At 71.3% G+C, this 13486-nt stretch carries 12 protein-coding genes; 6 read left to right on the top strand and 6 right to left on the bottom strand.

Annotation, left to right across the window (positions count from 1 at the left end):
* Positions 1 to 401 precede the first annotated feature (401 nt).
* From ACZ4M3_RS32785 to ACZ4M3_RS32765, 5 genes are all read left to right on the top strand, one after another.
* A complete protein-coding gene (locus ACZ4M3_RS32785) occupies positions 402 to 1169 on the top strand; it encodes an IclR family transcriptional regulator (RefSeq protein WP_467738845.1) in 768 nt (255 codons plus the stop codon).
* A 318-nt stretch (positions 1170 to 1487) separates the two neighbouring features.
* Positions 1488 to 2270: an MIP/aquaporin family protein gene (locus ACZ4M3_RS32780; RefSeq protein WP_467738843.1), complete on the top strand. Its 783-nt coding sequence runs from the start codon at positions 1488 to 1490 to the stop codon at positions 2268 to 2270.
* Positions 2271 to 2344: 74 nt separating this feature from the next.
* The gene (gene glpK / locus ACZ4M3_RS32775; RefSeq protein WP_467738841.1) at positions 2345 to 3886 is read left to right on the top strand and encodes a glycerol kinase GlpK; all 1542 of its coding nucleotides are present in this window, start codon (positions 2345 to 2347) and stop codon (positions 3884 to 3886) included.
* A gap of 37 nt (positions 3887 to 3923) precedes the next feature.
* Positions 3924 to 5531 carry a glycerol-3-phosphate dehydrogenase/oxidase gene (locus tag ACZ4M3_RS32770; protein ID WP_467738839.1) on the top strand — a complete coding sequence of 536 codons (1608 nt, stop codon included), beginning with the start codon at positions 3924 to 3926 and terminating at the stop codon, positions 5529 to 5531.
* A 128-nt stretch (positions 5532 to 5659) separates the two neighbouring features.
* Complete coding sequence (locus ACZ4M3_RS32765; protein ID WP_361314165.1) at positions 5660 to 6643, top strand: PAC2 family protein; 984 nt, start codon at positions 5660 to 5662, stop codon at positions 6641 to 6643.
* A 156-nt stretch (positions 6644 to 6799) separates the two neighbouring features.
* On the opposite strand, the gene mshC is transcribed toward ACZ4M3_RS32765, so the two are convergent.
* The 4 genes from mshC to ACZ4M3_RS32745 form a co-directional block, all read right to left on the bottom strand.
* A complete protein-coding gene (gene mshC / locus ACZ4M3_RS32760; protein ID WP_467738837.1) occupies positions 6800 to 8029 on the bottom strand; it encodes a cysteine--1-D-myo-inosityl 2-amino-2-deoxy-alpha-D-glucopyranoside ligase in 1230 nt (409 codons plus the stop codon).
* 121 nt (positions 8030 to 8150) lie between these two features.
* A complete protein-coding gene (locus tag ACZ4M3_RS32755; RefSeq protein ID WP_467738874.1) occupies positions 8151 to 8945 on the bottom strand; it encodes an SCO1664 family protein in 795 nt (264 codons plus the stop codon).
* Between the two features lie 5 nt (positions 8946 to 8950).
* The gene (locus ACZ4M3_RS32750; protein ID WP_467738835.1) at positions 8951 to 9541 is read right to left on the bottom strand and encodes a DUF3090 domain-containing protein; all 591 of its coding nucleotides are present in this window, start codon (positions 9539 to 9541) and stop codon (positions 8951 to 8953) included.
* 83 nt (positions 9542 to 9624) lie between these two features.
* Positions 9625 to 10314 carry a histidine phosphatase family protein gene (locus ACZ4M3_RS32745; protein WP_467738833.1) on the bottom strand — a complete coding sequence of 230 codons (690 nt, stop codon included), beginning with the start codon at positions 10312 to 10314 and terminating at the stop codon, positions 9625 to 9627.
* 54 nt (positions 10315 to 10368) lie between these two features.
* Here ACZ4M3_RS32745 and corA point away from each other — a divergent pair, with 54 nt between their 5' ends.
* Positions 10369 to 11370, top strand: coding sequence for a magnesium/cobalt transporter CorA (corA, locus tag ACZ4M3_RS32740; protein WP_467738831.1), 1002 nt, complete (start codon positions 10369 to 10371; stop codon positions 11368 to 11370).
* 50 nt (positions 11371 to 11420) lie between these two features.
* Here the strand turns inward: corA and ACZ4M3_RS32735 are convergent, their stop codons facing one another.
* Together ACZ4M3_RS32735 and ACZ4M3_RS32730 are read right to left on the bottom strand one after the other, a co-directional pair.
* Entirely contained in the window at positions 11421 to 12209 is a 789-nt protein-coding gene (locus ACZ4M3_RS32735; protein WP_467738829.1) for a ferritin-like domain-containing protein, read from the bottom strand.
* Positions 12210 to 12388: 179 nt separating this feature from the next.
* Entirely contained in the window at positions 12389 to 13438 is a 1050-nt protein-coding gene (locus ACZ4M3_RS32730) for an LLM class F420-dependent oxidoreductase (protein ID WP_467738827.1), read from the bottom strand.
* Positions 13439 to 13486 lie beyond the last annotated feature (48 nt).

Here is a 13486-nt window from a genome sequence, read left to right as displayed (position 1 = left end):
AGTCCTCCATCGTCGGATCCTGCGCCTGGAGCATGGTCCCCATCGCCCCGTCGGCGACCACCACACGGGTGGCGAACGCCTCCCGGAGGGCATCGGCCCGGGTCTGGGTGTCTGCGGGCGGGTTCGGCAACGAGGCCATGGTCAAGCTCCCTGGAGTGCGACGGCTGTCGGCTTTGCGTCCTCGCTGTGTCAAGGGCGCACGCGGTCAGGGTAACCGTGTGCACCCGGACCCGGTGGGGCTGTCCCACGTGGCGGACTGCATTCTTTGGCCTGGCTCCACCAGGACTCCGGGGGGCGGGTGCGGCACACGGGTGTCCCGAAGAGTTCCCCGAGCATGCACAAGGTCGACATCGGCCGATAGTGTTCAGCATTGTCGAACTACGTCAGCAGGAGGCTGCACGATGGCACGGAACATCCAGTCGCTCGAACGAGCCGCTGCGATGCTGCGGCTCCTGGCGGGCGGCGAACGCCGGCTGGGCCTGTCGGACGTGGCCGGTGCGCTGGGGCTGGCCAAGGGGACCGCGCACGGGATCCTGCGCACCCTCCAGGCCGAGGGGTTCGTGGAGCAGGACCCGGCTTCCGGCCGCTACCAGCTCGGCGCGGAGCTGCTGCGCCTGGGCAACAGCTATCTGGACGTGCACGAGCTGCGGGCCCGGGCGCTGGTGTGGACGGACGACCTGGCGCGGGCGAGCGGCGAGAGCGTGTACGTGGGAGTGCTCCACAAGAGCGGGGTGCTGATCATGCACCACGTGTTCCGGCCGGACGACAGCCGCCAGGTGCTGGAGGTGGGTGCCATGCAGCCGCTGCACTCCACGGCCCTGGGCAAGGTGCTGTCGGCGTACGACCCGGTGGCCCACACCCAGGCGGTCGAGGTGGAGCGGGAGGCGTTCACGGCCCGTACGGTCACCGACGCCGCCGGTTTCGAGGAGGTCCTGGACCTGACCCGGGCTCGCGGCTGGGCCTGCGACGTCGAGGAGACCTGGGAGGGCATCGCCTCGGTGGCCGCCCCCATCCACGACCGGCGCAGGATGCCGGTCGGCGCGGTGGCGGTAGCGGGGGCCGTGGAGCGGGTCTGCGGGGAGGCCGGGGAGCCGCGGGCGAGCCTGATCGCGTCGGTACGGGACTGCGCACGGTCGGTTTCGCGCGATCTCGGCGCGGGCCGGTTCTGACCTTGCTTTGCCTGCACCCAGGGCGGCATCAGCCGCCATCTGGGTGTATTTGGCGATTTTTGGCCCACTAGTTGGCTGGATTTGGGCGATCACACCGAGCGGTAACGATCCGGATCTGTGACCTGCCCAGCCCTTGACGCATTCTTCACCCGGGCGGAAAACTGCCGTTCATCGGTCGGCATTGTCGAACACCTACCGGCAATACGCGTTAGGGTATGGCGAGGCCAAGGACCGGTGCAGCACTCACCGAGTGCGGTGGGCCACCGGAGGGACCCGGTTGTCCGCCCACCCCCTGGACGTAAGACAAAGGAGTCGCGGGTGTCCAGCTCCGACATCTTCATCGGCGAGACCATCGGTACCGCCCTGCTCACCCTGCTCGGCGGCGGCGTCTGCGCCGCCGTCACGCTCAAGAGCTCCAAGGCCCGCAACGCGGGATGGCTCGCGATCACCTTCGGCTGGGGTTTCGCCGTCCTGATCGCCGCGTACGTGTCCGCCCCCCTGTCCGGCGCACACCTCAACCCCGCGGTCACCGTCGGCATAGCCGTCAAGACCGGCGAGTGGGGCGACGTGCCGGTCTACCTCGCGGGCCAGCTGCTCGGCGCCATGATCGGCGCGGTCCTCATGTGGATCACGTACTACGGACAGTTCCTGGCGCACCTGGCGGACCCGGAGCACATCCGTGACGCCAAGCTCGGCCCCGAGGACCCGCACCCGCACGACGTGGCCGGCCCGGTGCTCGGGATCTTCTCCACCGGACCCGAGATCCGCAACGTCGTCCAGAACCTGCTGACCGAGATCATCGGCACCGCCGTCCTGATCCTGGCGATCCTCACCCAGGGCCTCCAGGACGACGGCAAGGGCCTCGGCGTCATCGGCGTCCTGATCACCTCCTTCGTGGTCGTCGGCATCGGCCTCTCCCTCGGCGGCCCGACCGGCTACGCCATCAACCCGGTGCGCGACCTCGGCCCCCGCATCGTGCACGCCCTGCTGCCGCTGCCCAACAAGGGCGGCTCGGACTGGGGATACTCCTGGATCCCGGTCGTCGGCCCGCTCGTCGGTGCCGTCCTCGCCGGTGGTCTGTACAACATCGCGTTCGTCTGATCAGCATCGGCACGTATCGCAAGATCCGCACCGCCCCCTGATTCCGCCAACCAGAGCCGCCAGGAGCAGCCACCATGACCAGCAGCACCGGCCCCTTCATCGCCGCGATCGACCAGGGCACCACGTCCTCCCGCTGCATCGTCTTCGACCGCGACGGCCGCATCGTCGCCGTCGACCAGAAGGAGCACGAGCAGATCTTCCCGAAGCCGGGCTGGGTCGAGCACGACGCCACCGAGATCTGGACCAACGTCCAGGAGGTCGTCGCCGGGGCCATCGCCAAGGCGGCCCAGGACATTCCGGGCTTCACCGCGGCCGACGTCAAGGCCGTCGGCATCACCAACCAGCGCGAGACCACGCTCCTGTGGGACAAGAACACCGGCGAGCCGGTGCACAACGCGCTGGTCTGGCAGGACACCCGCACCGACACCCTGTGCAAGGAGCTCGGCCGCAACGTCGGCCAGGACCGCTTCCGCCGCGAGACCGGCCTGCCGCTCGCCTCGTACTTCGCGGGTCCCAAGGTCCGCTGGCTGCTCGACAACGTCGAGGGCCTGCGCGAGCGCGCCGAGGCCGGCGACATCCTCTTCGGCACCATGGACTCCTGGGTCATCTGGAACCTGACCGGCGGCGTCCAGGGCGGAGTGCACGTCACGGACGTCACCAACGCCTCGCGCACCATGCTGATGAACCTCCACACGCGGCAGTGGGACGAGCGCATCGCCGAGTCCATGGAGGTCCCGCTCAACGTCCTCCCCGAGATCCGGTCCTCCGCCGAGGTCTACGGCCACGTCAAGGAAGGCGTGCTCGCCGGCGTCCCGGTCGCCTCGGCGCTCGGTGACCAGCAGGCCGCCCTGTTCGGCCAGACCTGCTTCTCCGAGGGCGAGGCGAAGTCCACGTACGGCACCGGCACGTTCATGCTGATGAACACCGGCGACAAGATCATCAACTCCTACAGCGGCCTGCTGACCACGGTCGGCTACCAGATCGGCGACGAGAAGCCGGTCTACGCCCTGGAGGGCTCCATCGCCGTCACCGGCTCGCTCGTCCAGTGGATGCGCGACCAGATGGGCCTGATCAAGTCGGCCGCCGAGATCGAGACGCTGGCCTCCTCCGTCGAGGACAACGGCGGCGCCTACTTCGTGCCCGCCTTCTCCGGCCTGTTCGCCCCGTACTGGCGCTCCGACGCCCGCGGTGTGATCGCCGGCCTCACCCGGTACGTCACCAAGGCGCACATCGCCCGTGCCGTGCTGGAGGCCACCGCCTGGCAGACCCGCGAGATCACCGACGCCATGACCAAGGACTCGGGCGTCGAGCTCGCGGCCCTCAAGGTCGACGGCGGCATGACCTCCAACAACCTGCTGATGCAGACCCTCTCGGACTTCCTGGACGCCCCCGTGGTGCGCCCGATGGTCGCCGAGACCACCTGCCTCGGCGCGGCCTACGCCGCCGGCCTGGCCGTCGGCTTCTGGCCCGACACCGACGCCCTGCGCGCCAACTGGCGCCGCGCGGCGGAGTGGACCCCGCGGATGCCCGCCGAGCAGCGGGACCGCGAGTACAAGAACTGGCTCAAGGCCGTCGAGCGGTCCATGGGCTGGATCGACGACGAAGACGCCAGCTGACGCTTCAGCTGAGTCAATCGACGAGGAGCTAAGAGATATGAGCACCCTGCAGAGCGTTCCCGCACTGGGTTCGCACCCGACCGCCGGCTCCAACGCGAGCCGCGCCGAGACCCGTGAGCAGCTGGCGAAGGCCACGTACGACCTGCTGGTCATCGGCGGTGGAATCCTGGGCACGTCCGTGGCCTGGCACGCCGCGCAGTCGGGTCTGCGGGTTGCCATGGTGGACGCCGGCGACTTCGCCGGCGCCACCTCCTCGGCCTCCTCCAAGCTGGTCCACGGCGGTCTGCGCTACCTGCAGACCGGCGCGGTCAAGCTGGTCGCGGAGAACCACCACGAGCGCCGGGTACTGGCCAAGGACGTGGCGCCGCACCTGGTCAACCCGCTCACCTTCTACCTGCCGGTCTACAAGGGCGGCCCGGTCGGCGCCGCGAAGCTGGGCGCGGGCGTCTTCGCGTACTCCGCCCTGTCGGCCTTCGGCGACGGCATCGGCAAGGTGATATCCCCGGCCCGCGCCGTCGCGGACAACCCCGGCCTGAAGACCGACAACCTCAAGGCCGTCGCGGTCTACTACGACCACCAGATGAACGACTCCCGCGTGGCCGTGATGACGGTCCGCGCGGCCGTCGAGTCGGGCGCGGTCGTCCTGAACCACGCCGAGGTCACCGGCCTGCGCATGACGCGCGGCCGGGTCAGCGGCGCCGAGCTCAAGGACCGCCTGGACGGCACCGAGTTCGGGGTCGACGCGCGCGTCGTGCTCAACGCCACCGGCCCGTGGGTGGACCACCTGCGGCGCATGGAAGACAAGCACGCGATGCCGTCGATCCGCCTCTCCAAGGGCGCGCACATCGTGATGAAGCGCAAGTCGCCGTGGAAGGCCGCCATGGCCACCCCGATCGACAAGTACCGCATCACGTTCGCCCTGCCGTGGGAGGACCAGCTGCTGCTCGGCACCACCGACGAGGTGTACGAGGGCGACCCGGCGGACGTGCGTGCCACCGAGGCCGACATCCAGCAGATCCTGGACGAGGCGGCGTTCTCGGTGAAGGACGCGGACCTGGACCGCTCGCTGATGACGTACGCCTTCGCGGGCCTGCGGGTGCTGCCCGGCGGCCCCGGCGGGGTCGAGAAGGCCAAGCGCGAGACGGTCGTCTCCGAGGGCGCGGGCGGCATGCTGTCGGTGGCCGGCGGCAAGTGGACGACGTACCGCCACATCGGCCGGGTGGTCATGGACAAGCTGGCGAAGCTGCCGGGCAGCCCGCTGACCGAGGACATGGAGCCGGTGAAGTCCCTGGTGCGCCGGGTCCCGCTGCCCGGTGTCGCCAACCCGAACGCGGTCGCGCACCGGCTGCTGGTGGACCGCGAGCCCGGTACCCGGATGGACCCGCTGACCGCCCGGCACCTGGCCTCGCACTACGGCTCGCTGGCCTTCGACATCGCCCGGCTGGCGAACGAGGACCCGGCGCTGGCCGAGCGGATCCACCCGGACGGGCCGGAGATCTGGGCGCAGGTCGCGTACGCCCGTGACAACGAGTGGGCCGAGACGGTCGACGACGTGCTGCGCCGGCGCACGACGGTGACCGTCCGCGGCCTGGACAGCGCCGAGGTCCGCGCCCGGGTCGAGGAGATGCTGGGCGGCAAGGCGTAGCACTCGCCGCAGTGGGGAAGAGGGGCGGTTCCGAGGGGAACCGCCCCTCCGTCGTGGGCTGTGGCTGGTGTCCCCTCAAGGCTTAGGCTGACCCACGTACGCAAGGGGAACTTCGGAAGGAGACCTGGGTGATCGAGCTTGAGGGCGTGCCCGAGCTGATCGACCCGGTCATGGTGGCCGCGTTCGAGGGCTGGAACGACGCGGGTGACGCCGCCTCCGGTGCTGTCACGCACCTGGACCGGGAGTGGAAGGGCGAGGTCTTCGCTGCGCTGGACGCCGAGGACTACTACGACTTCCAGGTCAACCGGCCGACGGTGTGGCTGGAGAACGGGGTTCGCAAGATCACCTGGCCGACGACCAGGCTTTCGGTGGTCCGGATCGGCGGTGCGAAGCCGCGCGACCTGGTGCTGGTGCGCGGGATCGAACCGTCCATGCGCTGGCGCTCGTTCTGCAACGAGATCCTCGCCTTCGCGCACGAGCTGGGCGTGGAGATGGTGGTCATCCTGGGCGCGCTGCTGGGGGACACCCCGCACACCCGGCCGGTCCCGGTCAGCGGGGTGACGTCGGACGCCGACCTGGCACGGACGATGGACCTGGAGGAGACGAAGTACGAGGGCCCGACCGGGATCGTGGGCGTGCTCCAGGAGGCCTGTACGCACGCGGGCGTCCCGGCGGTGTCGCTGTGGGCGGCGGTGCCGCACTACGTGTCGCAGCCGCCGAACCCGAAGGCGACGCTGGCGCTGCTGAACCGGCTGGAGGACCTGCTCGACATCCGGATCCCGCTGGGCGAACTGCCCGAGGACGCGCGGGCGTGGCAGCTGGGCGTGGACCAACTGGCCGCCGAGGACAGCGAGGTGGCGGAGTACGTGCAGACGCTGGAGGAGGCGCGGGACACCGCCGACCTGCCCGAGGCGTCGGGGGACGCCATCGCCCGCGAGTTCGAGCGGTACCTGCGGCGGCGGGACCCTTCCGCGACCGCGGAGCCGGGGGACGGATCGTACCTGCGGGACACCTCCAGCGGCCGCACGAAGCCCCGCCTGAGGCCGGACCCGGAGCCCCCGGAGGACCCCCCGGCGGCCCCTCCGGAGGAGGACACCCCCCCGGAGGCGTAGCGGTTCCGCGCGACCCCGCCGCTTCCAGCCCCGCCGGCGTGTGAGGCGCGGGGTGTGGGGCGGAGCCCCACGAGGCCGGGCCGCCTGCCGAACGCAGAACGCCGGGCCGGCCGCACCCGCGGCCGGTCCGGCGTTCTGCGTTCGCCCCGCGGCGTCTTACAGGGCCACGCCCAGCAGCGCGTCCACGGTGCGGGACACCAGCCCCGGAGCCGACTCGTCATCGCCGTCCGAGGCGTTCTGCGCCTGCGCCCAGCGGTCGACGGCCGCCAGCGCGGCGGGGGCGTCCAGGTCGTTCGCGAGGGCCTCGCGGACCTCCTCGACCAGGGCGTCCGCCGGAATGCCGTCCGGCCGGGACACCGCGGCCCGCCAGCGCTCCAGGCGGGCCACCGCCTCCTCCAGGACGGCGTCCGTCCACTCCCAGTCGGCCCGGTAGTGGTGCGAGAGCAGCGCGAGCCGGATCGCGGCCGGGTCGACGCCCGCCCGGCGCAGCGCGGAGACGAAGACCAGGTTGCCCTTGGACTTCGACATCTTCTGCCCGTTCAGCGCGACCATGCCCGCGTGCACGTAGGCCTTGGCCATCGGGAACTCGCCCGTCAGCGCCTGGGCGTGCGAGGCGCCCATCTCGTGGTGCGGGAAGGCCAGGTCGGAGCCGCCGCCCTGGATGTCGAAGCCCATGCCCAGGTGGTCCAGGGCGATGGCCACGCACTCGATGTGCCAGCCCGGCCGGCCCCGGCCCAGCGAGCCGCCGTCCCAGCTCGGCTCGCCCGGCCGCGCGGCCATCCACAGCATCGGGTCGAGCGGGTTCTTCTTGCCCGGGCGCTCGGGGTCGCCGCCGCGCTCGGCGGAGAGCAGCCGCATGGCCTCGGCGTCCAGGTTCGAGACGCCGCCGAAGTGCGGGTCCGACTCCACCGAGAAGTAGACGTCGCCTTCGAGCTCGTAGGCGGCGCCCGCGTCCCTGAGCCGCTCGACGAGCGGCACGATGCCGGGTATGGCCTCGACGGCGCCGATGTACTGCCGCGGCGGCAGGATCCGCAGGGCGGTCATGTCCTCGCGGAAGAGGGCCGTCTCGCGTTCGGCGAGCTCGGTCCAGTCGTGGCCGTCGCGCTGCGCCCGCTCCAGCAGCGGATCGTCGACGTCCGTGACGTTCTGGACGTAGTGGACCTGCCGCTTGGTGTCGAGCCACACGCGCTGCACCAGGTCGAACGCGTTGTAGGTGGCCGCGTGACCGATGTGGGTGGCGTCGTACGGCGTGATGCCGCAGACGTAGATTCGGGCGACGGGACCGGGGTCGAGGGTGATCGTCCCCTGGGTCGCGGTGTCGTGGATCTGGAGGTCGCGGCCCTTGCCAGGCAGGGCGGGGACCTCAGAAGCGGGCCAGGCATGCATGCTTCGAGCCTAACCGGACGGATGTTCCGTCATCGAACCGGACCAGCACTGTTGGCTTGATCGCCACCCTTGCGGTCCGGCCGGTTCTGTGCGTGCGGGCCGTCGGCGGCCCCCGCGCGGGTCAGACGGGCGGCCAGGGGATGGCGGGCCACTGCCCCGAGGGGCGGGGATGCGTCCCTTCGCGCAGCAGGAGGGCCACACGGGTCCGTACGGCGGCCAGCTCACCGGCTGTGATCAGTTCCGCCAGCCGGGTGGCGAGCGGCCCTCCGTCGGCCAGCTGCGCGGCCAGGGAGGCCAGCACCGTGCGGGCCTCGTCCGTCAGCGGCTCGCCGGCCCAGCCCCACAGCAGGGTGCGCAGCTTGTCGTCGGCATGGAAGGTCACGCCGTGGTCGATGCCGTAGAGCCGGCCGTCGGGGGCGGGCAGCAGGTGGCCGCCCTTGCGGTCGGCGTTGTTGATGACGGCGTCGAGGACCGCGAGCCGGCGCAGCCTCGGGTCGTCGGCGTGCACGAGCAGGGCGGTGCGCCCCTCCCCCACCTCGGCGAGGGCGACCGGCTTCCAGCCCTCCCCGGCCTCCTCGCCCTCGACGAGCGCCAGCAGCTCCGTCCCGGGGGCCTCGCCGGCGTCGATCCACCGCTGGACCATGCCTTCGCCGTAGGGGCCCTCGCGCAGCACCGTCTCCGGTACCAGCCCCCAGCCGGTCGCCTCGGAAACCAGGTAGGCGGCGCGCTCGCGCTGGGCGAGGCTGCCGTCGGGGAAGTCCCACAGCGGCCGCTCGCCCTTGACGGGCTTGTAGACGCATTCGGCGCTGACGCCGTCGTGCGTCACGGTGCACAGCAGGACGGCGTTGGAGGCCTCGGCGATGCGGCCCCGGACGGTGAGCTCACCTTTGGCGAGCAGTTCCTCGGTCGGGTTCACGGCGCTCACGCCTGGCGCCGGTAGCCGTTCTGGCGGGGACACACGTGCCCTTCGGGGTCGAGCGGCAGGCTGCACAGCGGGCACGGCGGCCGGCCGGCGTTGACCACGTCCAGGGCCCGCTTGGCGAAGGCGCGGGCCTGGGCGCCGGAGAGGCGCACGCGCAGCATCGGCGGGCCGTTCTCCTCGTCCTGGAGCAGCCGTTCCTCGGCCTCGGCGAGGTCCTCGTCGGAGTCGGCGTCGAGTTCCACGAGCGCCTGCGCCTCGACGATCATGCGCTGTTCCTCGCCGTCCCAGGCCAGTGCCATGGTGCCGACGCGGAACTCCTCCTCGACGGGTACGTCGAGCGGTGCGGTGTCGGCGGCCTCGGCGGAGGCGACGGCCGGGACCGGGGCGTTGCCGCCGGTGCGCCGTACGACCTCGTCCAGCAGTTCGTCCATCCGCTCGGCGAGCGCGGCGACCTGGGTCTTTTCCAGGGAGACGCTGGTGACCCGGGTGCCGGAGGAGGCCTGGAGGAAGAACGTACGGCGTCCAGGCAGACCGACCGTGCCGGCCACGAAGCGGTCCGGCGGGTCGTAAAGGAACACCTGACGGGGCACGTCCAGTCTCCAAGTGTCGGTGGCAGGGGCGGGGCGTGGGCGGGCTGCCTGTGTTGGCCCGTCCACCCTACTGCGCCGTTCGATCAGGCCGCGCCCGCGCCGCCGCCCACGACGGCGTCCCCGCCGTCTTCGGGCGATTTGCGCGGCACGAGAGCGGCGAAGTCCCCGGTGTCGCCGAGGCGGAACAGGAACGGCCGGGTCGGTGTGTAGCGGATGGCGGTGACGGAGCAGGGGTCGACGTGGATCCGCTGGAAGAGGTCGAGGTGCATGCCCAGGGCGTCCGCGACGAGGGACTTGATGATGTCGCCGTGCGAGCACATGAGGAAGACGGCGTCGGCGCCGTGCTCTTCCTCGATCCGCGCGTTCCACTCCCGTACGGCGTCCACGGCGCGGGCCTGCATGGCGCGCATGGTCTCGCCGCCGGGGAAGGCGGCGGCGGAGGGGTGCTGCTGGACGATCTTCATCAGGGGTTCGTCGGCGAGTTCGGAGAGCTTGCGGCCGGACCAGTCGCCGTAGTGGCACTCGCCGATCCGTTCGTCGGTCTGCAGGCTCAGCCCGGGCCGGGCCGCCAGCAGGGGGGCGAGGGTCTCCTGGCAGCGCTGCAGCGGGCTGCTGACGACGGCGGCGAGCGGCACCCCGTCGAGGCGTCCGGGCAGTGCGGCGGCCTGCTCGGCGCCGCGTTCGTCAAGGCTCACTCCCGGGGTCCATCCGGCGAGCAAGCCTGCGGTGTTGGCGGTGGACCGCCCGTGCCGTACGAGGATCAGCGTGGCCATGGGCCCACCCTAAGCGGTGGCGGCGGTGTGCGAGTGGGCGCGGGTCAAGGGAGAATGCCCGACGTGATAGTCGACTGCGCGATGTACCGGGACGGCCGCCGCTCCGAGGCACCCGAGGATTTCTCGGATGCCCTCGACGAGGCGCGGGCGACGGGTGACGCCTTCCTGTGGGTGGGGATGCACGAGCCCACGGAAGAGGAATTCGAGCACGTCAGCCAGGAGTTCGGGCTGCACAAGCTGGCGGTGGAGGACGCGCTGACCGCGCATCAGCGCCCGAAGCTGGAGGTCTACGACGATTCGCTCTTCGTCGTCCTCAAGCCCGTCATGTACGACGACGACACCGACACGGTGACCACGGGCGAGCTGATGGTCTTCATCGGCGACTCCTTCGTGGTCACGGTCCGGCACGGCGAGGGGGCCGCGCTGGCCGCCGTACGGCGCCGCCTGGAGCAGGATCCGGACGTGCTCCGGCACGGTCCGACGGCGGTGTTGTACGCCGTGTCGGACGCGGTGGTGGACCACTACATCGAGGTGGCGGCGGAGCTGCAGGCGGATCTGGAGGAGCTGGAGGCGGAGGTGTTCGCCCCGAACGACTCGGACACCCGGCGCACCAAGTCCACGGCCGCCCGGATCTACGGTTTCAAGCGGCAGGTGCTGGAGTTCCGCCGGGCGACCAGCCCGCTGCTCCAGCCGATGGACCGGCTCGCCTTCGGGGAGGTGCCGTTCGTGCACGAGCGCTCCCAGCCCTTCTTCCGCGACGTCGCCGACCACCTGACCAAGGCGAACGAGTACATCGAGGGGCTGGACCGGCTGCTGTCGGACGCGCTGTCGGCGCACCTGGCGCAGATGGGCGTCCGGCAGAACGACGACATGCGCAAGATCTCCGCGTGGGCGGCGATGGCGGCCGTCCCGACGATGGTGGCGGGGATCTACGGGATGAACTTCGACCACATGCCGGAGCTCCGGCAGGAGTGGGGCTACCCGGCGGTGCTGGTGGTCATGGCGGGCGCCTGCCTGGGGCTCCACCGGCTGTTCAAGCGCCGCGGCTGGCTCTAGGCGTACTGACCCGCCGGGCCGCGTACTGACCCGCCCGGTCGCCCGGGCCGTCAGACGTAGCCCGGTGCGCCGGCCGGGACGCCGCCCAGGGCGTCGCGCCGCCGCGGCATGCGCAGGCTGACCATGCGGTGCCAGCCGCTGAACCGCTCGTAGCCGTACATCGCCCGGATCCCGGCGGCGAGGGCGGCCGCCTTGGGGGCGGGCCACCTGAGCAGCCGGCCCATGTGGCCCATGACGGCGAGGCTGACGTCCCGGTAGATGCCGATCTCCACGAGGGCGCTGTCGCGGAGCACCCGCTGGATGGTGCGGCCGTGGCCGGCCCGGACGAGGGCCAGCAGCTCCTCGTGGCAGTAGGCGAGGTGGTTGTCCTCGTCGTTGCTGATCATGCGGATGGCCTTGCCGACCTCGGGGTGGTCGCCGAAGTGCCTCACCAGCATGTCCATCTGGTCGGCGGCCCGCTGTTCGGTGACGCGGCTGTGCGCGAGGTAGACGACGATGTCCTCCACCGTCAGCGGCTCCTCACGGCTGAGCTTGTCGTGCGCGAGGCCGATGCCCCGGCGTTCCAGCAGCATCGTGTAGTCCGTCTCGGGCGGGACCGGGACGGCGGGCAGACCGCGCTTGCGCAGCAGGGCCTGGAAGATGCGGCCGTGCTTGTCCTCGTCCGCTCCGTGCCGGGTGATCTTCGGCGCGAGGTGGCGCATGCCGTCGGGAACGAGGGCGGCGATCCGGCCGTTCTCCCAGCCGCCCTGGGCCTCCCCGCTGGCGGCGATGGAACAGAACAGCTGGAAGGAGTCGTCGTTGTCCACGATCTCCTGGAACAGGCTGCGGGCAGAGAGCATGTTCCGAGTCAAAGGCGGATGCGGCGGGCGGGCAACCGATACGTGGCGGGACTCGGCCGAATGAACGAAGCGAAGGCCGTGGCCCCAGGGCGTAACCCCGGGGCCCGCGTACGCGTTGATGCGGGTGTCGGCCGTGGCGGGGAAGACCCCCGAGCCCCCACCACGGCCGCGGGCGTTCCTCAGGCCAGACCGGCGCGGTCCAGGGCCTCGACCCCGGCCCGCAGGGCGGTGACCCGCTCGTCCAGGGTGAACCCGGCGGGCGCGAGCGTCAGGGTGGTGACCCCGGCGTCGGCGTAGGCGCGCATCCCGTCCGCGATCCGCTCCACGGAACCGAGCAGGGTGGTCGAGTCGATCAGCGAGTGCGGGACCGCGGCGGCGGCGCCCGCCTTGTCGCCGCCCAGGTACTTGGTCTGGATCTCGGCCGCTTCCTTCTCGTAGCCCATGCGCTGTGCGAGCTGGTTGTAGAAGTTCTGCTTCGGGCTGCCCATACCGCCGACGTACAGGGCGGTGTACGGCCGGAACGTGTCCGCGAGGGCGTTGACGTCGTCACCGACGGCGAGGGGCACGGTCGGGCAGACGTCGAAGCCGTCCATCGTCAGCCCGGCCTTCTCGCGGCCCGCGCGGATGTGGCGCAGGGCCGTCTCCTCCAGGTGCTCGGCGGCGGGGAAGATCAGCAGGGCGCCGTCGGCGATCTCGCCGGTCTGCTCCAGGTTCTTCGGCCCGATGGCGGCGATGTAGAGCGGGATGTGCTCGCGCTCGGGGTGAACGGTCAGCTTGATCGGCTTGCCGGGGCCGCCGGGCAGCGGGAGGGTCCAGTGCTGCCCGTCGTAGGAGAGGCGCTCGCGGCTCATGGCCTTGCGGACGATCTCCACGTACTCGCGGGTGCGGGCGAGCGGCTTGTCGAACTTCACGCCGTACCAGCCCTCGGAGACCTGCGGTCCGGAGACGCCGAGGCCGAGCCGGAAGCGGCCCTTGGTGAGGGAGTCGAGGGTGGCGGCGGTCATGGCCGTCATCGCGGGCTGGCGGGCCGGGATCTGGAAGATCGCCGAGCCGACGTCGATCCGCTCGGTCTGGGCCGCGACCCAGGCCAGCACCGTCGCGGCATCGGAGCCGTAGGCCTCGGCGGCCCAGCAGACGTCGTAGCCGAGGCGGTCGGCCTCCTGGGCGACGGCGAGGTTGTCGCCGTCCATGCCCGCACCCCAGTAACCGAGATTGATGCCGAGCCGCATGAGTCGTCCCCTTACCGGTTTACCGATCAGTAACGTAGGTCTGCGGGG

This window comes from Streptomyces sp. NPDC026522, assembly GCF_055567555.1.
This window is presented reverse-complemented; position numbering and strand designations above follow the sequence as displayed.